Genomic DNA, 21,135 nt, shown 5'->3' with positions numbered 1-21,135 from the left:
AAGTGTGATCGGGAAGGTCCGGCGGGGAACCCGGGTGGAAGGGCTCCTGCGCTACCTGTTCGGTCCCGGAACGGACGGCGAGCACCGGGACGCGCATGTCGTCGCAGGGTTCGACGCTCCAGGAGAACTCGAACCATCGTGGCACCCCAATGGCGGTCGGGACCTTCGCCAACTGGACGCGCTGCTTACCCAGCCGGTGAAGCAACTGGGGGAGCGAAGCTACCGCAAGCCCGTCTGGCACCTCTCGCTCCGGGCAGCGCCGGAAGACCCGATCCTGACCGATGCGCAGTGGGCCCGGATCACGGACCAGATCATGGACCGGGTCGGTCTCGCGCCGGACGGCGATCCGGACGCCGTCCGCTGGATCGCCGTCCGGCACGCCGACGACCACATCCACGTAGTCGCCACCCTGGCCCGCACCGACGGCATCCGGCCAGACGTCTGGAACGACGGACACCTGGTCCGCGAAGCCTGCCGCGCCGCGGAGGACGAGTACGGCCTGCGGCGGACCGCCCCGGCCGACCGGACCGCCGCCCGGCGCGCCACCCGAGCCGAGCACGAGAAAGCACGCCGCAGCGGCAGGACAGAAGACCCTCGAACCACGCTGCGTCGTCACGTCCAAGAAGCGGCAGCAGCCGCACGGACGGAAAGCGAGTTCTACGAACTCCTGCACGAGGCCGGAGTGCTGGTCCGCCACCGGTACAGCCAGCGGAATCCGAACCAGGTAACCGGATACGCGGTCGCGCTCCCGGCCTACCGGACCGCCTCCGGACCAGCGGTCTGGTACGGCGGCGGCAAACTCGCCGCCGACCTGACCCTGCCCAAGCTCCGAACCCGCTGGTCCGCCAACAGCCCGCCAGTGTCCGGACGGGGCCTGGACGAACGGACCGTCCGCGCCTACCTCCGGACCACCGTCCGCCAAGCCGCGGACAGCTCCCGGACCGCCGCCGACTTCCTCGCCCACCTGGACGCCGCAGGAATCATCGTCAAAACCAGACGCAGCATCCAAGACCCCAATTCGATCACCGGGTACGCCGTCACCCTCCCAGACCACCACGACGCCCAAGGCCAGCCCGCCTGGTACTCAGGAGGCAAGCTCGCCGCCGCCCTATCCTGGACGAACCTGTGCCGAGCCTGGAGCGGCATCCCATCCCCAACTCCGGGTGTCGAACTATCAGCCGACGAACGCCGCGCGATCTACAACGACGCCGCCCGAGCAGCCGCGTTCGCCACCGCCGAGATCCGCCGCCACACCGTGACCAACCCCCACGCGGCACGCGACGCCTGCTGGGCAACCGCCGACCTCCTCCACTCCGCAGCCCAGGCCACCGGCAACCACCACCTGGCACGGGCAGCGGACGCCTACGACCGCGCAGCCCGCGCACCACATGGACGCATCCCACACCCCACACCCAGCGGAAACCGACTCCGCAGCGCCGCACGCATCATGGCCATTGCCCGAACCAGCGGCAGCCCAGGCATCCAAATCCTCACCGTGCTCGCGGCAGCCATGCTGACCCTCATCGACACCATCGCCGACCTGCACCATCTCCACCGCCGCGAAGCCCAAAGTGATGGTGCAAAGGCCGCACGCAGAAGCCTCTCTGAGGTCATCCACGATGGCACGCCCTGGTTCACAGCAGACCAGTCTCGACAGCAGAGCCCCGTAGCCGTCGCGATGGCAGACGTTCCGCACCCCTGGGCCCCGCCGGTTCTCGGCGTTCCTCAGCCTTCGCCAGGAGGTGTACCCGGTACAAGGCATTCCCAGCTCAGCAGGCGAGTGAGGTAAGCAGCGCAGCGATTCGAGTTTGGACTTGACGCCTTCACCACTTCCAGCCGCGCCCGCATCCGCCAGTAGCGGCCAGACGACTCGTCCCGCTGTCGGAGTGCTCTCATCGAGCGGACTCCCTTCCCCGGCCGATCCTGGAGGGGCGGCCAGGCAACCCCCGCGCCCGGCTCATCCGGCGCGCGCGGCCCGGACGAACCCTCGATACGGGGAGTCGAGCACGACGATAGACCAGGGCACCGACAAACTCCCGCCCGCGACGGATCAGGCGTCCTAGTGTGTCTCTGTCCCCCTGCTAAGACGCAGCGAATGACCGGTGCCCACGCCTGCGGTGCCCTCGTCGACGGCACCACGCGGACGCTATGTCACCTGAGCCTGGGGAACGGTCACCAAACCCTTGGCATCGGGGACGGCCTGGGCGAGGGCAGCCCACCCCCGGTAGGCATTGGAGGAGGCCTCCTGCCATCCGGCAGGATCCCAGCCCTGGTGCTGGAAGTACCGCTGCGACATCGAGGCATACACGACGACCGGGACCAAGAGCATCTGCGCCACATCGACCGCGTTGTGCTGGACCTGGCGCAGAGCCACCCCGGGGATCTCCGGATCCTGCGGAGTCGAGGGGGCGCCTAGGAGCTGTAGGAGCGCGTAGGCGACGCCGTGGGCCTTCCCGGACAGCAACTGGTAGACCAGCCTTCCCATGCCCGTCTCGCCCGCCGCCGCGGCCATGCAGTCGTCGGCGAGTTTCATGGCGCTGGGCCGCTCCTCTCCCAGACGCGCCGCCTTGTACTTCTTGCTCACCCGGAAGGAGAAGTGCTCCCCGCCCGTGTCGAGAATCTTCTTCTCCTGGTTGTCCTGGTGCGTCGCGGCCTGGCCTTGTCCGTGGAGGAGAAGCCGGGATTCATTGAGGCTGTGGAGCCGCTCGTTCATGTGCCGCCGGACGCGCTCCAGCACCTCGATGTCCGGTTCCATCAGGTACCAAGCCCGAGCTGCGCTCTCCAGCAAGCCGCGCGCGACGGTGTAGGTCGAGAAGATCCCGCCCGCAGGCATGCGCAGCACCGCTGCGAGACCGGAGGCGTGGTCGTTCGCCGAGTTGGCCAGCAGGCCAGCGGACAGGTTGGCGTCCTGTAGGGGGTTGCTACTCCATTCGCCTTCCAGGCGGCCGCCACCGGTGTTCTCCCAGGCTGCAGGTGACGAGGGCCGCTGGGTGTTGCCGTTGACGGAAGAGGCGAAGTTCAGCGCGTCGGCCATGGCGTCGAGCGTGTCGGCCATGAAGTGGAAGGCGCTGGCCTGTGGAGCTGGCATAGCGGAAGGGTATGGACCACTCGCACGAATCGACTAGGGGTTTTCGGGTGGAGTGGTAGGCCTGGGTTCTGAGGGAGCTCTTGGAGGGGTCATGTGCGGGCGAGGCCTGTTCTACCGGCTCGCCGAAAACCTCGGCGTCGGCCTTCCTCGCGCCGATCTTGTCGCCCAGCCAGCCTTCAGCGGACGCCTGCAACCGACTGCCCATCAGCAGTCGTGGAGGATCGCGTCTACGGCAGGGGAACCTTGCCGCTTACCCGGATCGCCTACGCGGCCTCCTCGCTGGCCCTCCACTCCAGGTCCCGGGTGCCAGCGAGAACGGGGCCCTGTCCGGAAAACGCGAGGCCCCTCAGATTGACGCCAACCCGGACAGCAGACACCCGCACCGCCTCAGCTGGGTGTCACTCGATCGCAACGGGCATCTGCCCCACGGGGCCGTCGCCGAGCATCGCGGGCAGCCCCCAACAGCCCTGTCTGCAGCCCGTGCCCGACGCTAGCGTGAGATGGGCGGCAACTGATCAGTACCAGCCGAGTACAGAGCACTACAGACATCGGTGCAGACGGCTTCGGAAACCCGACCCTTACCAGGGGATGTGGTCCCATTTCACCCCAAGGGCGCCCGCGGTCTTCAGCATCTGCTCGTAGATCGTGTAGCCCTGGTCGATGTCCGCGCACTCCTTCACGTGCCTGTCACCGCTATCTATGTCGGTCCAGCTCACCCTGTAGGAGACCGGCTCTCCGTCGATCTCCCAGTTGCCCCTCAGGTGGTTCCAGCGTTTTCCACCCTGATCGACTTCGGGGACTTTCCGTTCCTCCGGGTCGTTCGGACCCTCGGCGCGTTTCGCGATCTCAGCAACCGTGATGGCGAGAATCGCGAGCCCTCCGCCAATGATGATCTTCTTGTGCTTCTTCAAGATGTTCTTCGCGTTCTCGACGACGGAGGTTTTCTCCTCGTCCTCTGGGCTGGACTGGTTGGACATGGAGGCATTCAAGCGCACAGAGCTCCCGAGCTACCCCCGTTCCTCGGAAATCACCCGACACTCGACTCACGGATGCGAAACGCGGGAGAGCAGGCGTGTCAGAGTCAGTAGTGAAGAGGGCTGTGGGTATCAGTGCAGAGGACTACGGGAATCGACGCCTGGAAATCGGATACCGCCGGACACGCATCGTTCCGGAAGTCGTCCCATAAGAACCGTTCCAGAAGTCCCGTACGGAGACGAGTCTCGTGCGCTCGGGCATGGGAGCCGGCAACGATCATCCTGAGGGCGGCATGGATCTCGGCTACGCCCGCGTCTCCACCACCAAGCAGTTCCTCGAACGCCAACTCGACGCCCTGGCCGCCGCCGGGATCGGTGACGAACGGATCTACGTCGACAAGACCGGCGCGACCGTCGACCGCGACGGACTGAATGCCCTGCTGGCCTACGCCCGGCCCGGCGACACCATCGTCGTCCACACCCTGGACCGGCTCGGCCGTAACCGGCGAGAGCTCCTCAACCCCGTCCACGACTGGCCGAGCGCGGCATCGGCGTCCGGTCGCTGGCCGACCCGCTCCCGATCAACACCACCGACGAGGGCATGGGACGCATCGCGTTCCTCCTGCCGGCGCTGTTCGACGAGATGGAACGCACCTTCACCCCCGAACTCGCCGCCCACGTCCGCACCGTTGCCGAAGCCTCCGGCCGCCAGACCGGCCGCCCCATCGCCCACGCGGGCGACAAGGTCGAATACGCCCGGCTCCTTAAAGCCCAGGGCGACTCCCTCTGCGTCATCGCAACCAAGACCAGCATCCCCAGGACCTCCCTGGACCGCTACCTCAGCGACTGACAACCGCAGGCGGTCGCGGAATCGAGGGTTTCTGAGAATGTCGGCCAGGGTGGAGATGGCCTCGAGGGCAGCAGAATGAGCGTCATGATGTCACCTATTTCGATATGGTTGCCGTCATGACAACCAATCAGTCGCCTCTCCATCTTGGTGGAGTGACCGAGGTCGCGGGCGAGCTCGGAGTGACTAGGCAGCAGGTGTCCAAGCTCCGCCAGCAACCCGGGTTCCCGGCCCCTATCGCCGAGCTGAGCGCCGGTGCCATCTGGGACCTGGGCACCATCCGCCGGTGGCGCGACAGTGGCCTGCGCCGCGGAGCCGGACGTCCCGAAGCGGCCCCGGGCCCCCGGTCGGTAGGCCGACGGTTCGAGCTGGGCCACAAGCTTGGTGAAGGCGGATTCGCCAGCGTCTATCAGGCGCGGGATCTGACCACGACCGGTGACCAGTCCAACATCGCCGTCAAGGTCCTTCGGGAAGCGGATCCGGACATCGTCGCGCGCTTTGCACGCGAGCTCCGGCTCATGTCCGAACTCGACCATGTGAACGTGATGCCGGTCGTCGCCAGCGGCAGTGATCCCGACGTGGGCATGTGGTACGCCATGCCCCTCGCGCTGGGAAGTCTCGCCGACGAGGTCGGCGCCATCACCGAGCCGGAGGAGATCGCCGAGGTGATGCGGGCGGTCTGCAGGGGTCTGGCCCACATTCACAGCCAGGGAATCTTCCATCGCGACCTGAAGCCCGAGAACGTGCTGCGGTCCCGGGGGGGAGCATGGGCTATCGCCGACTTTGGGCTCGCCCGCGTCGTGGACGAGAGCAGCGTGCTCACCGAGACCTACGACGTCATGGGCAGCCACTACTACATGGCGCCCGAGCAGATGAGGGATTCCAAGCACATCGATGCCCGCGCCGACGTCTACTCCGCGGGCAAGATCATGCAGGCGCTCGTCATCAACGGCCTGCCCGTTGACGACCAGGTACCGGCGGGCCCGCTCCGCGGAGTGATCCAACGCGCGATCTCGCCCGACCGGGAGCGTCGCTATGGCAGCGCGACCCAACTGCTCGACGCGATCGAAGCCGGCTTTCGACCGGTCCCTAACGGCTACTGGGAAACGGCCCAGGAACGCGCCCTGCGGCTGTCGCCCCGACTGCAGGCCGGCTGCATCGCCGACCCCGCGGCCTTCGCAGAACTGGAGCAGTGGGCGAACGAGATCGACCTGAGTGACGAGGACGACATGGGCGAGTTCGCGTGGGCGTTCAGCTCGCTGCCCGTCGAGTCGGTGGAGCGTTGGTGGGCGAACAACCCGACGAGCTTCACCCAGGTCTTCCGGGCGTTCGTTCGGCGGCTCGGCGGCAGCTTCGGCTTCAGTGAATGCGACCGCCTGGCGAACTTCGCCGATCGCGCGGTTCAGGTGAGCCAGGACCTGACGATCCTGAAAGAAGCCGTGTGTGGACTGGCTGAACTCGGAACGCACCACAACCGGTGGCACGTCCGCGACGTGGCCGTCGCGATGCTCCAGCGCATCCGCGATACTGACCAGGCCCTCGCCGCCCTCGAAGGGCTCAGGGAGGCAGAACCCGGAACCGCCGAATGGACCCTCGGTGACTCGACCGTGCGCACCCTGCACCCAGTCCTTCGGGCGGGACTGGCCGATCTCTTCCCTGAGAAAGGCAGCCTCTAAAACCAGGGTGTCAGCTCTACCCCTACACGGGGCATGTCTCTAGGCTCTGGTCTACCTGGGGAGGCGGGCTCCACTCCATCACCACGCAAGCGTGTTGAGTGATCATCCACTATGCCGAGCACGATGCCTACCAGCCGGTCGGCTGACGGTGTGAAGGCCCACGAGGAGAACCTCACGTTGGCCCACGGTTCCCCGCCTCTCCCCGAGCCACGGAAGGACGGCGACAACACGGAGCCCATCAGCGACGTTGATCGCTGAGCGGTTCCCGGTGACACCGCCACGTCCACTGACCGGCCTTCCCCAGCATTCGACGCCAGGCAGCGCCACGCAGGGGTTACTGCTCGCACCCAACACCGCGAAGGGCGCGCGGCGGACGCCCGGGCGCCAGGACGAGGCTGGGGGTGAGCACCGAGAGCGGGCCGGGCCTTGGTCGAGGGCAGGCATCTGGAACCGCCGAACTCCACCACGTAGCCGTGCACCACGATCCGGCTTCGCCGCGGCGCGCCAAGGGCAACTTGTCCGCGGTGTGCACGTGGTCGTAGGACGCGGGTGGTGGGCCTTGTCGCAGCTGCACTCGGTGCTCACGCGGTCCTTCGGGATTCAGTTCGAGACTGGCCTGGTCCGGCTTCGCGGTGCCCGTCGGCGCTGGCGTGGATGGCGAAGAGCATGGTGCGGGAGGCCCTCGGCGGTCGGCCCCTCTGTCATCGCCACATCCAGGCGACGCCGAGCGCGAGGGCGCCCAGGATCACCAGAAGCAGCGCTAGGCGGATAGTGCGAGCGGTGGAGTCCATCGCGTCGGTCAGCAGGTGCTGCAGCGCCAGCACCAGCGCGATGGCCGCCGTCTGCGGTGGGGGCGAGCCGCGGCGCCGGGTGGCCGTCCGGCGGCGGACGGGGGTGCGCCGCCGGACGGCCGGGGCCGGGCCCGGTTCGTCCAGGGCGACGTCGTTCCCAGGGGATCTCACAGGGCCTCGCAATCGTTGAAGGCGCCGCGCAGGTAGTCGTACACCGCCGCCGCCGGGACACGGAACGAGCGGCCCACGCGGATCGAGGGGAGTTCTCCGGCGTGGGCCAGCCGGTAGACGGTCATCTTGGAGACGCGCATGACTGCCGCGACCTCGGCGACGGTGAGGAACTGGACCTCCGAGAGCGGCCGGCCACCGTTCCGCCGCAGGTTGTCGCCCTGTGGCCGCGCGGCCGGGCGCGGGGGAGGGGCGGGCTGCAGCTCCGCGTCGTCCAGGTCCGCGTCGTGCTCGCGGATCCGCTCGTACAGCTGCCGCTTGACCTGGGCCATGTCGCGTTCGGTTTCGACTTGTTCCACCATCTGGGCCCAGGCGGTGAACAGGGCGTCCTCCGGACCCGCGGCCGTCGTGTCGTTCTGCGGGGTGTCCTCAGCGGTCATCGCAGCCCCCTTCCATCCATTCGGTCAGGTACCAGCTCTTGAGCCGGTCGCGGCGTGCCGCAGGTTCGAGCGCACCGTCCCCGGGGTCATCTGCAGCGCTTCGCTGATCTCGGCCTGGGTGTGGCCGACCAGGTGGAGCGCGAACACCTGGTGCTGCTGCCCGGTCAGGGCGGCCAGCGCGGCCCGGACCATCTCGGCCCCCAGCATCTGCTGGTGCGGGCCCTGGCCGGAGGCGGCGGCAATCTCGACCTCGGCCCGCGGTTCTTCGCGTCCCGGTCGCTTCAGCCGGTTCAGCACGATGGCGGACAGGTAGGCCGCCTTGTGCCGCACCGCGTGGCGGCGAGCGTGCAGTTTCTCGAACGCGTCGGCGACGATGTCGTCGGCGGCCGCCCCGTAGACCCCTTCGGCCTGACACAGGCCTACCAGCCGCTTCCAGTGCTTTTTGATCAGCTGCCCATACAGCGCCTCGAGTTCTTGGTCCCCGCCGTCGGGCTGGGGGACGGCCTCAACGTTCATCGGCCACCCCCTGCGACGTGCGGTGTCCCGCCGCTTGACCCGTCACCACCACACTCCTCTCGCCCGGGCCTTCGGCCGGACACCCGATCACCACAAATCCCGAACCGAGCACAGCCCACCCGTTGGCCACCTCTCTGCCGGACGTCCGTGGTCCGCCGCCCCTTCACCCGGGGGCGACGGCACGGCTTAGAGTCCGTCCGGGCCAAAATGTGCAAGAGGTGAGGATGGCCGGATCCTGCCAACTTGTTGGTTGGGGGATCCGTGCAGGTCACCGGGCTCGCGCCGCAGCGTGAGCGTCAGGGCCGTCCGTTGCTCGCTCTCGCGGACGGCGCCCAGAGCGACGAGACTGGCCCGCCGTCCCGGGCTGCGCCTACTGCGGGGGCGGCGGTCGCCGACCAAGTGACCTGAGGCGAGGATGGCTCGGACAGCGCCACTGCCCGGGCCCTTCGCTTGTCGGCTGCGTATGGCACACGGGGCTTGAGCAGCAACCGAACGGCCAGTCACGTAAAGGAGCCCGGCGGACTCGTCGTGCCGGACCGCGAAGGCTCAGATACGGCTGGCCTTCGTGACGGTCAAGCCCCCGCTTGGCGGCGCGCGAGCCGCCTTTGGCGGTATGCCTGGCGCTGGGCGGGCTGCACGTACAATGCGGTAAGGGCCTCCTCGACCAGCTCAGCGACGTCGGCGACCTCGTCGGCGGCATAGATGAGTCCGTCGTGGATGCTGTCGTTACCCAGAAGCCGGGCCTCGTGCATGTCGTCCACGACGTCCCGGCCCAGCCCCAGTCCGGCGAGGCCGTTGATCCGCTGGTAGAGGTTGCCTCCGCTGGCCCCTAGGTCTTTGCACATCTCCTCGACGGTGCCGCGATACATCACGGCGGCGGCCCGCAGCGCCCCGTGGGTTTCGCAAAGCGCGGCTTCGTGGAAGAGGCTCCGTACCTTCTCCGGGACGCTGTCGTCGAGCTGACGCGGGGCAGGTGCCGGGTACAGCAGCACCACCTTTGCCGGGGGCCGCGCTACCTCGTCGCTCGCGTCGTACTGGAACAGGTAGAGGGTGCCACCGTCGCAGTACGTGCAGTACATCGTCTTCTCGAAGACCGCGGCATCGTGGGAGAGGTTCGCGCCCGGGCCTCTGAGTTTGGGGAACACCTGCCGGGTTGTCTCTTCATACATCGAAACGTGGAGCTTGCAGTGTCCGCAGTAGGCGGCCATCTCCGGGTCGAACAGCTCAATCCCCGGCCCGGTCTGGTGTGTCATGCCCATACCGGTATCGCCTCGAAGTGCTGGCCGCCACCCGTTTCACACGGTATTCCGGGCCGGGGTTCAGGTGCCTCTGCTGCGGGAGAACTGGAGCGCCGGGTCGTCTACGAGGCTCTTCCTGCGCCGGTCGTAGCTCATGGTCGTCGCGAGGTTGCAGTGTCCGGCCGCTGACCCCGGCCCCCAGCCACCCGCATCGGAACGACCAGTCACGGCAGGACGAGCCCGCCGGGCTCCTTAACGTGACTGGCCGTTCGGTTGCTGCTCTCAAGCCCCCACCGCTCTGAAGGGAAGCCTTCTGGCGGGCCATGGTCTGGTCTCGAGTGCGGATCTGACGGCGAGCGCGACCGCCAGGCCAGCGAGGTCGGCGCGGGCCAGGCGGCGCCGCGGTGAGGCTTCATGACGCCTGGCGTCGGCCTCGGCATGGGCTTCATCATGCACATGCCCAAGACGTTGCCGCCGCCGGACCCCCTGCTGCGAGCCCCGCGTCGTTCTGTGGATGCCCCTGCCGACGAACATGATGACGGCGCGGGTGAGGCGGAGGTCCGAGCCGCCCCACCTCCCGACTCCTCGGGGATGGGTGGGTAATTGACGTTTGGCTGGCACCCCTTACTGGCGTGCTTGTCGTGCACCACTCCTGAGCCGATGAGCATGGGCAGGGCCGAGCCCGGGGCGAGATGACGAGGGCCTCCCGCGACGCCGCCTCGGATCGGACATCGGCCTGGTCGGGAGGCGTGCGGCGCCCTCGGCGGTGGCCGACGGGACGGCCCCGTCCCCTACGGAGCGAAGCGGGTTCGGGTGCGCGGCTGCGTCCGTCCGGGTCCGCTCACGTCCGCTCACGTCCGCCCGGATCCGCCCTGCATCCGCGCGGTCTGCCGGGGTTTGGGGACCCCGCTGGTCTATCGTCGTGCTCGCAGTCGAATCCGTCCTGACGCTAGCGCCGGACGGGCCGGCTGCAGGGACACCCGGCCGCCCCCCACGAAAGAGCCGGGAAGGGAGGACGCTCGATGAGAGCGTTCGGCCAACGGGACGAGTCGTCTGAGCGCCGCTACTGGCGGTTCCGGACGCGGCTGGAACTTGCGAAGGCCGCCGTCTGGGCCGCGATCGAGTGGCTGAAGTACGGCTCGTGGGGCCCCTGGCTGTAGCCGACGGGTCCAAGGGCCCCCACCCCGGTGAGTTGGAGCTCCAGCCGGGTGGGGGCCCTTTTCGCGTTCCGCTGCCGTGCCCGGCCTCCACGTTGGCCGGGTCCGGCGGGCACGCCGCCGTGGAAGGAGGGGAAACCCAACACCTAGACCGACAGCGTCCAGGCGGCCGGGCAGCGTCCTCCCACCCCGCGAGCCTACGGCAGACGCCAAATTTATTGGGCCATATGTATTTGGCCTCCGGCCTTATTAATTAGGCTTCGCTGTAGCGATATATCGAAGATATATCGCCGATACTTTGAAGCGACTGGTTGATAACGGGCCTTGTGTGCGATGCGTTGTTCTAGGTCGCGCAAGGGGCTGTCGGCTCGTGCGTGCAGTTCGGCAGCGGCTCGGCCAGAGTCTCCAGGTGCATCCATGAGGCATCGCACCCGCTGAACTGGCCCGTGGTCTAGGCGACCTGCGGACCAAGCCGTCGGCTTCAGCGTGTCGTCGGGCTGCGGGGGCGTGCTCGGGGGTGACCGCGCCGCGGCTCGCCACCTGTTCCACTTCCTTGGAACTGGAACGGCCTGCCACGCCCCCCCTCCCGAACCGCGGAACCGGACACCGCCGGACACGAATCGTTCCGGAAAGCGTTCCACAATGAACGTTCCAGAAAGGCCGTACGGGGATGATTTTCGGTACGATTCGAGGATGGGAACCGGAAACGATCACTCTCAGGGCGGCATGGAACTCGGCTACGCCCGCGTCTCCACCACCAAGCAGTCCCTCGAACGCCAACTCGACGCCCTGACCGCCGCCGGGATCGGCGACGAACGGATCTACGTCGACAAGAAGACCGGGACCACCGTCGACCGCGACGGACTGAACCGGCTGCTGACCTACGCCCGGCCCGGCGACACGATCGTGGTGCACACTCTTGACCGGATCGGCCGCAACCTGCGTGAGGTCCTCAACCTCGTCCATGACCTGGCCGAGCGCGGGATCGGGGTCCGGTCACTTGCCGACCCGCTGCCCATCAACACCGCCGACGAGGGCATGGCCCGGATTGCGTTCCTCCTGCTGGCGTTGTTCGCCGAGATGGAGCGCACCTTCACCGCCGAACGCGCCGCTCACGCCCGCGCCGTCGCCGAAGCCTCCGGTCGCCACATCGGCCGCCCCGTCGCCCACCCCGACGACAAGATCGAGTACGCACGGCTCCTGAAGGCCCAGGGTGACTCCCTCGGCGTCATCGCGACCAAGACCGGCATCCCCAAGACCTCGCTGCACCGCTACCTGACGGCCAGCGATCAACCGCAAAGCGAGTAGACGACTTCCCGACACACGCGCTGCGGCTGCTCACTCCCAAGGATCTTCGACTTCCCCATCAGCATCCAGACCGAACCAGTGGAGCCGACCGGAACTTTCGGCGTCACCGTGCCGATGACGCAAGGCCGCCAGGGACCACAGCGCGTTGGGGTTCCCAGCATCGATGGCTTGCCGGTACAGCTGTTCGGCGCTCGCAGGGTCCCCGGCCTGCTCGCGCAGGTCCGCCAGGGACCACAGCGCGTTGGGGTTCCCAGCATCGATGGCTTGCCGGTACAGCTGTTCGGCGCTCGCAGGGTCCCCGGCCTGCTCGCGCAGGATTGCCAGGTGCATCAGCACCCCAGGGTGTCCGGCCCCGGCGGCGTGCTGGGCAAGTTGTTCGGCGCCGGCCCGGTCACCGGCCCTCTCGCGCAGGTCCGCCAGGTACATCAGATCGCCGGTGTTCCTGGCGTCAGCGGCGTGCTGGGCAAGTTGTTCGGCGCTCGCAGGGTCCCCGGCCCGCTCGCGCAGGTGTGCCAGGTACATCAGCGCGCCGCGATGTCCGGCGTCGACGGCGTGCTGGGCAAGTTGTTCGGCGCTCGCAGGGTCCCCGGCCCGCTCGCGCAGGTGTGCCAGGTACATCAGCGCGCCGCGATGTCCGGCGTCGACGGCGTGCTGGGCAAGTTGTTCGGCGCTCGCAGGGTCCCCGGCCCGCTCGCGCAGGTGTGCCAGGTACGTCAGCGCGGCGGGATGTCCGGCGTCGACGGCGTGCTGGCACAGCTGTTCGGCTTTCGCGCGGTCCCCGGCCCGCTCACGTCGGCGCGCCAAGTGCATCAGCACCCCGGGGTGTCCGGCCCTGGCGGCGTGGTGGGCAAGTTGTTCGGCGCCCGCGCGGTCCCCGGCCTGCTCGCGCATGTCCGCCAGATACAACAGCACCTCTGGGCTCCCTGCGTCGGCAGCCTGCCAGGCAAGCCGTTCGGCGCCTGCTGGATTTCCGGCCCGCTCATGCAGGGCCGCCCGGTACCTCAGCACCTCTGGGTTCCCGGCGTCGGTGACCTGCCGGGCAAGCCGTTCGGCGCCCGCACGGTCACCGGCCCCCTCGCGCTGGCTCGCCAGGACGATCAGCTCATGGGGGTTCCCTGCGTCGGCGGCCTGCCGGGCAAGCCGTTCGGCGCCCGCATGGTCACCGACCTTATAGCACCGCTTCGCCAGGTAGCTCAACGCGTGAGGGTCTCCGGTATCGGCGGCGTGTCGGTACAGGTGATCGGCATGGCGGAGGCGCCACCGGTCCTCGGCGGCCTTGCCAAGGGCAGCCTGGTCTTCGGGGGTCCGGGCGTGGTGGGCGGCAGCGTTCCAGAAGGTGGCCGGTGGGCAGAGGAAGATGCGTTCTGTGCGGCCGTGTTGTTCCAGGTAGTCGGCCAGGCGGTACTGCGGGGTGGGTGGGGGTGTTTGGCCGGGGCGGGGTCGGTGTTCGATCAGGGGGCCGGGGAGTCGCCGGTGGGTGGCGGTGAGTTCGTCCAGGGCGGCGATGAACCAGTCGGGGTCACTGGCGACCTGGTCCCAGATGTGGTCGTCGAGATATCCGGGGGCCGCCTCTTGCAGCAGTGGTTCGGGCAGGTAGGGGCCGTGGCCCAGCCGGCGGGCGTCCATCGCGGCCCACAGCACCGCTCGGACCGCCGGACCGCCCTGCTGGTAGCGGCGCAGCAATTCCGGCGCCCCAGCCAACTCCTGATTTATCTGCCCACCCCGCGCGCGCTTGGCGGCGGTGGCCAGCCGGGGATCGGCGGCAACAGCCGCGGCCAGCTTGGTGAGCTGGCCGGGCGTGAAGCAGGCCGGGGCGGTGACCTCCTCGCCCCGGTCGAGCAGGGCGCGGGCAGCCCGGTGCGGGTCCGGGGCCGACGCCTCTTGGGGTGTGGTGGTCAGTAACCGCCGAAACTCCGGCCACATTGAGCCCAGCACCAGCACCGGTCCCCGGGAGTCGTCGGCCAGCAGCGCCTGCAACTCGGCCGCGACCAGCTCACCGACCTGCTGGGGCTGCAGATAGAACTGGGCCTCGTTCAACCAGATCACCGACCGCGCCGCCACCCGCCTGGTCCGCAGCGCCTCCACCACCGCCAGTAGCCGCTCCGGGGTCAGTGGATGCCAGACCCGCCAGTCCGGCAGCTCGGCCCGGATCGCTTCCCAGCACGCCCGCGTCTTGCCGGTTGAGGAGTCCCCGATCACCATCACCAGCCGACTGCCCTCCCTGGCCGCCGTCACTGCCTCCCTCAGCCGGTCGTCGAACCCCGCCCGGTCCAGGTACGGCGGCAACACCGGCATCGGCGCCGCCCCGGACGCCATGCCCGTGGCGGCGAAAGCCTGGTGAACCCCCAACGCCAGCGCATCCCGCTCATCCAACTCACCGATCACCCGACCCAGCGGCCCTTCCGAGGGGCGGTCCGGATCAGGCGAAACCTCCGCTCTCTTCGACCGCGCGCCCTCGACCAGGCGTGCCCGTGCCGCCAGCCAAGGCACCGGGTCCTGACCGCACGTCTCCACGAAGCTCTCCAGCGTTCCCGCCCGAGGGACCGCGGTGCGACCGGTGATGAGCGCGTGGACGGTCGCCGGACTCAAATCGGCGGCCGCGGCCAGGTGGTGCACGCCGTGCGGATACCGGGCGGACAGCACAGCCAACTGTTCGGCCAGGTCCTGGCTGGTCCTGATCCGGGCCGGGTCGATCGCAGCCATCCACACCACCCAACTGTTCGGAAACGTTCGGTTCCACACCTATACCCACAACCCTGACCAGGCCATCCCGCCAGGATCGATCGATATCGCTGAACCATCTCGAACCCGAACACCCCTCGGCGCGATCGTGCTGTCACCGACCCCTCCACCAGGAAGGACACCACGGTGGCGAACAGCACCGCCCGCGACCACCACCCACCCCAGCCCTCGGGGAACGGCCCAGGCGTCTTCGTCCCGCAACACGTGATTGCCACGACGATCTGCCTCCTGCTGGGCCTGACGACCGCAGTACTGGTGTCGCTCTTCCCGACGATGTGGCTACCGGTCGGCGCCGGCATCGAGATCACCGGACTTAGCCTCGCCCTTTACGCCTTCTGGCACGAACGCCGCCATGCCTGAACAGTCTTTCCGGATCTTGCCGAGACGGTTGACCTTGGCGCGGTCCAGCCAGGTGATGGCCTTCCACCTGGACGGCTTCTCCGCCGTGGAGACCGCCACCGCCCTCGGCGGTGGGCGGCGGTGAGTTCGTCCAGGGCGGCGACCGCTGGCCCGGTCAGCCCCGTCAACGGCACCGACACCAAGAACGGCCCGGCCTCCGCAGTGGGCCTCGCTGAGGTCACATCTCGGCGCTAAGCGCTAGGGCCTGTTCGTAGTTCGGATCAGTTGTTGGTGGTCACGATCGAGTGACTTGCTCTGGCTGGTGGTGGGGGTGGGCGGTATCACCGGTGTATGACGCGCGGTGATGTGACTGATACCGAGTGGGAACTGATCGAGCCGCACCTGCCGTTGGGAGTGTCCGGTCCCATCCCTGACCTGCGTAATCAGTTCAATGCGGTGATGTGGAGGTTCCGGACCGGCAGTCCGTGGCGGGACGTGCCCGTCGAGTACGGCAGTTGGTCGACCGTCTATGACCGGTTCCGGGCCTGGGCGGGTCAGGGGGTCTTCGAGGACTTGATGAACGCGATGATCGGGGAGGCGGCGGCCCGTGGCGACGTCGATCTGGGCCTGGTCAGCGTGGATTCGACCGTTGCGCGTGCGCATCACCACGCCGCTGGGATGGTGGTCGCGCCGGGCAGGTTGGAGGAGTTGGAGCGGGCCGTGACCGAGGAAAAGGGGCTGCGCGAAAGAGGCAAAACGCATCGGTGAGGGGCCAGAGCGACGACGGGCCCACCCCCGAGCAGGACGATCCGGAGCGGCAGCGGCGGCGTCTGGTGCGGCGGCGGCGCATGGCCCGGCTGAAGGCCGCCGACCTGGGCCGGTCTCGGGGTGGCCTGACCAGCAAGATTCACCTGGCCGCCGACAGCCCCCGCTTCACCACGGTCATGGACAAGATCAAGGTTTGCGGGCCGGTCGGTCGTCCTCGAACCCGGCCTGGTGCCGCCGTGGGAGACAAGGCTTACTCCTCTCGAGCCAACCGCGTCTACCTGCGTAGACGCCGCATCGCAGCGGTGATCCCCGAGAAAGCCGACCAAGCGGCCAACGCAGGAGGAAGGGACGATCCAGCGGCCGCCCGGTCAGCCATGACACCGAGCTCTACAAGCAACGCAACACCGTCGAGCGCTGTATCAATCGGATCAAAGAATGGAGGGGCCTGGCCACCCGCTACGACAAGACGCCCGACAGCTACATGGCCGGACTCCACCTGCGCGGATCCATCATCTGGCTACGCAGCCTGCCCACATGATCCGAACAACGAACAGGCCCTAACACCCGGCCAGATCTTCCCTCCTGCCCCGTGACGGTGCCGCCCGGGAGCGCAGTGCTCCCGGGCGGTGTTGTTGGTGTCGTGCTCGGACTTCTTGGGGCCGCTTGGGCTATCCCCAGGGGTTGATCGGGCCGGAGATGGTGTCCGGGGGTTCGGCGGTGGTGTTGTAGGTGCCGTTGATGATGGCCAGCATGTTCTTGGTGCCGTGGTCGTTGAGGGCCTTGTTCGGGTCGTCGTCGGCCCAGTAGCCGGTGTGCTCGTCCTGGCCGCAGTCGAGTTGGGTGGCGTGGAAGCGGTCGGCATCCGGGAAGGGGCCGACGAGACGGCTTCCGGCGAGCCTGTCGAGGCCGCCGGTGCAGGCCCAGGCCTTGTTGTTGATGTGGAGGCTTTCGGCGGTGGTGGCGGTGCCGGTGCCTTCGGAGCCGAGGAAGATCACGTCGTCCACGGGGGAGGAGGGGCGTGTGAGAAGGGCGTCGGTGGTGAGGGCGTCTCCGGCGATGGCGGTGCCGTAGCTGTGGGCGATCAGGGTCAGATGCGCGGGTTGCCGGCGGATCTTCTGCAGGCCGGTGAGGAAGTCGGCCAGCGGCCCGGCGGCTGCCTTGGCGTCGCGACCGTCGCTGTCGTACCAGGGGTCCTGGGGGGCGTCGTGACCGAGCCAGATGATCGAGGCGGTGTCGTTCCCCGTGGCGGCGGAGGCGGCGGCGAACATGTCGGCGTGGGCGATGTCGGTCTTGAAACCGGCTCCCAGGCGGGCGGTCATGCCGGGGACGCTGACGACGATGTTCTTCGCGGTTTCGGGGTTGCCGATGGCCACGATCGCGCGGCCGAGCCGCTGAGTCCGGCCGTCGATGCCCAGCAGGTAGGCGCGGGGCTGTTTGTCGAGGCGGTCGTTGACCACCTGCAGGCCGTTGCAGAGGATCCGGGCGGTGTCTTTGTCTCCTTCGTGCCACAGCCCTTCGTTCGGGGCAGGGCACGGGCCGTTGACGCTGTTGATGCCGTCGGTGCTGGCGTCGATCAGGTTCTGTTTCTGTCCGGTGAGGTCGCGGGTCAGGACGGCCCGGGCGCACCTGTCGCGGTCGGCGATGGACAAGGTGTTGTAACCGGCCAGGTCCGACGGGCACGGCGAATCGGTCGGAGTGAGGCGCCTGCCGGTGTCGGCGTGGGCAGGTAGGGCGAGGGTTCCACCGGCGAGCGTCGTGGTGATCGCCAGGGCGATCAGCAGGATCGTCCGCCGCAGGGCGGTGGTCGGGTGTCGCATTTGTGAGCCTTTCGTGACTGGCCGGGCCTGACAGGGAAGAACGAGGAACCTCGTTCGAACCGCCCGGTGCCATCTGTGTAAGGCCGCAGTTATCCATTCACGAGTTTGTGTGGATAATCGGGGTTGCTGGTTGTCCACACCAGTGGCACGGGAATTGTCCACGAGCCTGTGACCAGGGCAGACGCCAGGGTGCAGCGAAGGAGGCACGGGTGGGGCGGCCGCTGAAGAGAATCAACCCGGATGACGGGCCCGTGGCCCGCTTCGCGCTCGAGCTGCGGGCGCTTCGCCAGCAGGCGGGGAACCTGCCCTACGGGCGAATGTCACGTAAGTGCGGGGTGTCCAGAAGCGCGTTGTCGAAAGCGGCCGGGGGTGAGCAGATCCCGTCCGAGCAGATTCTGGACGCGTTCGTGGGTGTGTGCGGCGGCGACCTCAACTTCTGGCGTGTCCGCCGACTCCAGGCGCTGCGCGAGGTCGAGGCCGCGGCGAAGCCGGGAACCGCGCTGGTCCCCATCGCCCCTCAAGAGCCGACTGGTGACCCCGACATCCCCGGAGAGCCCCTCGGCCAGGGCGACGGCGACGCGGAGCTGGTGCCAGCCGCCAGACGGCCCTCCGACCTGGCCTCGCCGCCGCCCGGTCGAGTACGCCGCTGGCGTTCGGCCGCGGTCGACAGGGGCACCGACGCGAGCATCCGCGTCGAGGTCATCGATGCCGAGGTCCTCGAGGACGCCCGGATGCGGCGGGTCCTGGTGGCTGCCGGGCGGCGATACCCGCACTACCTCGCCGGCGCCGCGGTGCTGGTGGCCACCGCAGCCGTCACCGCCATGCTCGTACGCCCGACCCACGGCACCACCACGGTGAGATCCGAGGCGACCCCGCCGGTATCGGCACCGACACCGCCCAGCAGCGGAGGAACGCTCACCCCGAGCCCGTCGACGCCCTCGACCACCGGCACCGGATCACCCAGCCCCGGCCAGGTGACGCCGTCGGGCACCGGCGGCGCAAGTCCGTCCCCCAACGCCCAGGTCCCACCGGGCCACACCCCACCTTCTGGCGCGCCCGGCCCCGGGCCCGGCGGCGACGGGAATGGCGGCGACGGGGGCAGCGGTGACCAGCCGGTCCGCCGGACGGGCACCGTGGTGATGGTCCCCGGCAGCAGCCACGAGATCGACCTGGACTCCCTCGCCCCCACCTGGACGACCTCGGCGGCGCGGTCGCGGGTCAACGACCTGGAGTTCCGCATCGCCGACCGCCGCCTGACCGCGGTCGACCCCGCCGTCGTCGCGAACCTCCCCGCAGGCAGCACAGGCACCTGGCACCAATGCGCCACCCAGCAGGTCTACACCGAGAACGGCAGACCCGAAACCGGCGCCCTCATGTGCGTCATCACCAGCGAACGCCGCTACGCCCTGCTCCATGTCACCTCCGTCCACCACACCGACGGCCAACCCGACCGAATCGCCCTCGACATCAAGGTTTGGGAGCCCCGCAACGCGTCGTAGGGGCAAGGCGGGCCCCTCGAAGGCTGTGACACATAATCCACCCGATTCGCCGCCGGACGGGCCGGACCGGGCCGAGGCGGTGAGCTGGACGGGCTCGGGTCGAGCATGGCACGCCGGACGGGTGTGTGACACCTAATGCGGATTAGGTGTCACAGTGGCGGCCAGGGCGACCGTCATGCCTGGAGGCAAAGAACCTTGCCCGGCTGCGCCGCGCGGCTTGTTGTGAGACGTTGCCGGGGAGCCCCGTCCCCCGAAGGATGCTGGAGTTGCCATGTCTCTGTTCAAGTCCCGTGAAGAGCGCCAGGCCGCCCGGCGCGTCCGGCAAGAGCAGCGCGAAGCCCAGCAGGCTGCCGAGCAGCTCCTCGAACGTGAGCGTCTCGAACGCTTCATGGAGCACGAGCAGCTTTTGACCACGGCCGCCGGGATCGCCAGCCTGGACCTGGTGTGCCATCGCGACACATGGCTCTGGATCTACAGGTGGTGCATCATCTGGGAGAAGACCAAGGCCAAGGCCCAAGACAGCATCCGTTCCGCTGCGCCAGACGACCCGAACGTGCTGACCGTGGCTCTGTCTGGTCCCGTCCTCGTGAACATCATGAGCAGGCTGTACTGGCACCAGAAGAGCGAGGACCAGGAGCGGCGAATTTTCGGCACGCGCTTCTACGCGGCGTTCGTGGCTGTGGTCAGCCAGGTTGACCCGGCGGCTGCCCCCGGAACCGCTGTGCCTCCAGTCGTCATCGACGCCAAAGCCGTCCCAGCCGCGACAGACGAGCCTCACGCCTCGTGAGGCTGGTCCAATCTCCCGGTGGCTGAGCTGCGGTGAGAGACCGCCGCAAAGCCCGAACCTCGAACCGCCCGTCGACCACGTGTCGGCGGGCGGTTCGCTGTTCTGGGGCAACGCAGAGATCGGCGACGGTGGGCGGGCGGGGTCACGGTTCCTCGTGCGCCCGGGTCGCGATGATTGCCGTGGTGGGCAGGTCCTGGGTGAACACGCCGTCGGGTTGAAGCTCGGTCAGGGCTTCTCGTAGGTCGTGTTCGTAGGCGTCCTGGTGGGGGCCGAGCAGGGCGGGGCTGGTGTAGGCCTGGGAGAGCTGGAGCCCGACCATCTCGTCCAGGGTGCGAGTGACGGTCTGGGTCCAGGTGACCGTTTCAACGTGGTTGAAGGGGGAGGTGGCCAGGAGTTCCTCGTGGCGGCGGCCGGTGGTCGGGTAGAGGCCGTTGCCGGCGCGGCGGTCGGGGCCGAGGTAGCGGATGCGGACTTCGTCGATGACCGGCCGCCAGCGGGAAGGGATGAACACGTCGGGGTAGGCGTGTGGGGAGATCAGGGCCACGCCGCCGCCGGGTGCGGTGAGGGCGTCCAGGTCGGTGAGGGTTTGGCGGCGGTCCATCCAGTGGAAGGCCTTGCCGATGGTGGTCAGGTGCAGCGCGGGCAGGCCGAGGCCGGGCAGGTCGGCGTCCCGGCCGCGAACCCAGGTGATGTTGGTCGTTCGGGTCGCCTCCGTCGCGGCGCGGCCTTCGGTGAGCATGTCGGCGTCGGGGTCGACGGCGTAGACGTGGGCGACGAGCCGCGAGAGCGGCAGCGCGATGATCCCGGGCCCGCTCCCCAGATCGAGGGTGGTCTGCGTTCCGTCGAGGCCGAACCGGGCGGTGAGGTAGTCGTACAGGTCGGCGGGGTAGCGGGGCCGGTAGCGGGCGTAGTAGGCGGCGGTCCCGGCGAACGCGTCGTTGGGCAGGCTGGCAGGGGAGTGGTGGGGAGAGGCCATGACG

The 21,135-nt window shown here is 68.6% G+C and carries 17 protein-coding genes and 2 pseudogenes; 10 read left to right on the top strand and 9 right to left on the bottom strand.

Annotated features, from left to right (window positions below; translation table 11 throughout):
• Nucleotides 1-34 precede the first annotated feature (34 nt).
• Complete coding sequence (locus tag P696_RS56605) at nt 35-1,789, top strand: relaxase/mobilization nuclease domain-containing protein (protein WP_157430162.1); 1,755 nt, start codon at nt 35-37, stop codon at nt 1,787-1,789.
• Nucleotides 1,790-2,146: 357 nt separating this feature from the next.
• On the opposite strand, the gene P696_RS0137740 is transcribed toward P696_RS56605, so the two are convergent.
• Nucleotides 2,147-3,088, bottom strand: a complete 942-nt coding sequence (locus tag P696_RS0137740; protein WP_026416374.1) for a hypothetical protein — start codon at nt 3,086-3,088, stop codon at nt 2,147-2,149.
• A 578-nt stretch (nt 3,089-3,666) separates the two neighbouring features.
• Complete coding sequence (locus P696_RS0137735) at nt 3,667-4,065, bottom strand: hypothetical protein (protein ID WP_157430161.1); 399 nt, start codon at nt 4,063-4,065, stop codon at nt 3,667-3,669.
• A gap of 257 nt (nt 4,066-4,322) precedes the next feature.
• Between P696_RS0137735 and P696_RS59465 the strand changes: the two are divergent.
• From P696_RS59465 to P696_RS0137725, 3 genes and pseudogenes are all read left to right on the top strand, one after another.
• Nucleotides 4,323-4,532, top strand: a pseudogene (locus P696_RS59465) (recombinase family protein); the annotation flags it as partial.
• A 131-nt stretch (nt 4,533-4,663) separates the two neighbouring features.
• Nucleotides 4,664-4,912: a hypothetical protein gene (locus P696_RS58555; RefSeq protein ID WP_245627966.1), complete on the top strand. Its 249-nt coding sequence runs from the start codon at nt 4,664-4,666 to the stop codon at nt 4,910-4,912.
• A 152-nt stretch (nt 4,913-5,064) separates the two neighbouring features.
• Nucleotides 5,065-6,585: a serine/threonine-protein kinase gene (locus P696_RS0137725; RefSeq protein ID WP_051468760.1), complete on the top strand. Its 1,521-nt coding sequence runs from the start codon at nt 5,065-5,067 to the stop codon at nt 6,583-6,585.
• 701 nt (nt 6,586-7,286) lie between these two features.
• Here the strand turns inward: P696_RS0137725 and P696_RS0137720 are convergent.
• From P696_RS0137720 to P696_RS53375, 4 genes are all read right to left on the bottom strand, one after another.
• A complete protein-coding gene (locus P696_RS0137720; protein WP_026416371.1) occupies nt 7,287-7,547 on the bottom strand; it encodes a hypothetical protein in 261 nt (86 codons plus the stop codon).
• Nucleotides 7,544-7,756, bottom strand: coding sequence for a helix-turn-helix domain-containing protein (locus P696_RS58550; protein ID WP_026416370.1), 213 nt, complete (start codon nt 7,754-7,756; stop codon nt 7,544-7,546). Before P696_RS58550 ends, P696_RS0137720 begins: the two co-directional genes overlap by 4 nt.
• A 252-nt stretch (nt 7,757-8,008) precedes the next feature.
• Nucleotides 8,009-8,500, bottom strand: a complete 492-nt coding sequence (locus P696_RS0137710; protein ID WP_026416369.1) for an RNA polymerase sigma factor — start codon at nt 8,498-8,500, stop codon at nt 8,009-8,011.
• Nucleotides 8,501-9,072: 572 nt separating this feature from the next.
• Nucleotides 9,073-9,753 (bottom strand): DUF4145 domain-containing protein, encoded by a 681-nt coding sequence (locus P696_RS53375; protein WP_170026698.1) that lies wholly within the window; start codon nt 9,751-9,753, stop codon nt 9,073-9,075.
• Between the two features lie 1,007 nt (nt 9,754-10,760).
• Here P696_RS53375 and P696_RS56600 point away from each other — a divergent pair.
• Both P696_RS56600 and P696_RS0137695 read left to right on the top strand, forming a co-directional pair.
• The gene (locus P696_RS56600) at nt 10,761-10,898 is read left to right on the top strand and encodes a hypothetical protein (protein WP_157430160.1); all 138 of its coding nucleotides are present in this window, start codon (nt 10,761-10,763) and stop codon (nt 10,896-10,898) included.
• A 690-nt stretch (nt 10,899-11,588) separates the two neighbouring features.
• On the top strand, nt 11,589-12,203 hold the full coding sequence (locus tag P696_RS0137695; RefSeq protein WP_051468754.1) for a recombinase family protein: 615 nt from the start codon (nt 11,589-11,591) through the stop codon (nt 12,201-12,203).
• A 30-nt stretch (nt 12,204-12,233) separates the two neighbouring features.
• Here P696_RS0137695 and P696_RS50790 read toward each other — a convergent pair whose 3' ends face one another.
• Entirely contained in the window at nt 12,234-14,906 is a 2,673-nt protein-coding gene (locus P696_RS50790) for a tetratricopeptide repeat protein (RefSeq protein WP_157430159.1), read from the bottom strand.
• A gap of 165 nt (nt 14,907-15,071) precedes the next feature.
• On the opposite strand from P696_RS50790, the gene P696_RS0137685 reads away from it, so the two are divergent.
• On the top strand, nt 15,072-15,305 hold the full coding sequence (locus P696_RS0137685) for a hypothetical protein (protein WP_026416367.1): 234 nt from the start codon (nt 15,072-15,074) through the stop codon (nt 15,303-15,305).
• A 330-nt stretch (nt 15,306-15,635) separates the two neighbouring features.
• A pseudogene (locus P696_RS55285) lies at nt 15,636-16,590 on the top strand (transposase).
• Between the two features lie 130 nt (nt 16,591-16,720).
• On the opposite strand, the gene P696_RS0137670 reads toward P696_RS55285, so the two are convergent.
• Entirely contained in the window at nt 16,721-17,869 is a 1,149-nt protein-coding gene (locus P696_RS0137670; protein WP_026416365.1) for an alpha/beta hydrolase, read from the bottom strand.
• A 209-nt stretch (nt 17,870-18,078) separates the two neighbouring features.
• Between P696_RS0137670 and P696_RS0137665 the strand changes: the two genes are divergently transcribed.
• A complete protein-coding gene (locus P696_RS0137665) occupies nt 18,079-19,368 on the top strand; it encodes a helix-turn-helix domain-containing protein (RefSeq protein WP_026416364.1) in 1,290 nt (429 codons plus the stop codon).
• 271 nt (nt 19,369-19,639) lie between these two features.
• Nucleotides 19,640-20,155, top strand: coding sequence for a hypothetical protein (locus P696_RS0137660; RefSeq protein WP_026416363.1), 516 nt, complete (start codon nt 19,640-19,642; stop codon nt 20,153-20,155).
• A gap of 142 nt (nt 20,156-20,297) precedes the next feature.
• On the opposite strand, the gene P696_RS0137655 is transcribed toward P696_RS0137660, so the two are convergent.
• Nucleotides 20,298-21,131 carry a class I SAM-dependent methyltransferase gene (locus P696_RS0137655; protein ID WP_026416362.1) on the bottom strand — a complete coding sequence of 278 codons (834 nt, stop codon included), beginning with the start codon at nt 21,129-21,131 and terminating at the stop codon, nt 20,298-20,300.
• Nucleotides 21,132-21,135: the final 4 nt, after the last annotated feature.

Origin of the sequence: Actinomadura oligospora ATCC 43269, assembly GCF_000518265.1 — a bacterium.
GTDB lineage: Bacteria > Actinomycetota > Actinomycetes > Streptosporangiales > Streptosporangiaceae > Spirillospora > Spirillospora oligospora.
The sequence above is the reverse complement of the archived record's forward strand: the minus strand, read 5'-3'. Positions and strand labels throughout refer to the sequence as shown.

Excerpts from the sequence above, each read along its gene's own strand:
- P696_RS0137655 (WP_026416362.1), bottom strand. The coding sequence starts at position 21,131 with ATGGCCTCTCCCCACCACTCCCCTGCCAGCCTGCCCAACGACGCGTTC.
- P696_RS0137710 (WP_026416369.1), bottom strand. The coding sequence starts at position 8,500 with ATGAACGTTGAGGCCGTCCCCCAGCCCGACGGCGGGGACCAAGAACTC.
- P696_RS53375 (WP_170026698.1), bottom strand. The coding sequence starts at position 9,753 with ATGACACACCAGACCGGGCCGGGGATTGAGCTGTTCGACCCGGAGATG.
- P696_RS58555 (WP_245627966.1), top strand. The coding sequence starts at position 4,664 with ATGGGACGCATCGCGTTCCTCCTGCCGGCGCTGTTCGACGAGATGGAA.
- P696_RS0137670 (WP_026416365.1), bottom strand. The coding sequence starts at position 17,869 with ATGCGACACCCGACCACCGCCCTGCGGCGGACGATCCTGCTGATCGCC.
- P696_RS0137660 (WP_026416363.1), top strand. The coding sequence starts at position 19,640 with ATGTCTCTGTTCAAGTCCCGTGAAGAGCGCCAGGCCGCCCGGCGCGTC.
- P696_RS50790 (WP_157430159.1), bottom strand. The coding sequence starts at position 14,906 with ATGGCTGCGATCGACCCGGCCCGGATCAGGACCAGCCAGGACCTGGCC.
- P696_RS56600 (WP_157430160.1), top strand. The coding sequence starts at position 10,761 with ATGAGAGCGTTCGGCCAACGGGACGAGTCGTCTGAGCGCCGCTACTGG.
- P696_RS0137735 (WP_157430161.1), bottom strand. The coding sequence starts at position 4,065 with ATGTCCAACCAGTCCAGCCCAGAGGACGAGGAGAAAACCTCCGTCGTC.
- P696_RS0137695 (WP_051468754.1), top strand. The coding sequence starts at position 11,589 with ATGGGAACCGGAAACGATCACTCTCAGGGCGGCATGGAACTCGGCTAC.
- P696_RS0137740 (WP_026416374.1), bottom strand. The coding sequence starts at position 3,088 with ATGCCAGCTCCACAGGCCAGCGCCTTCCACTTCATGGCCGACACGCTC.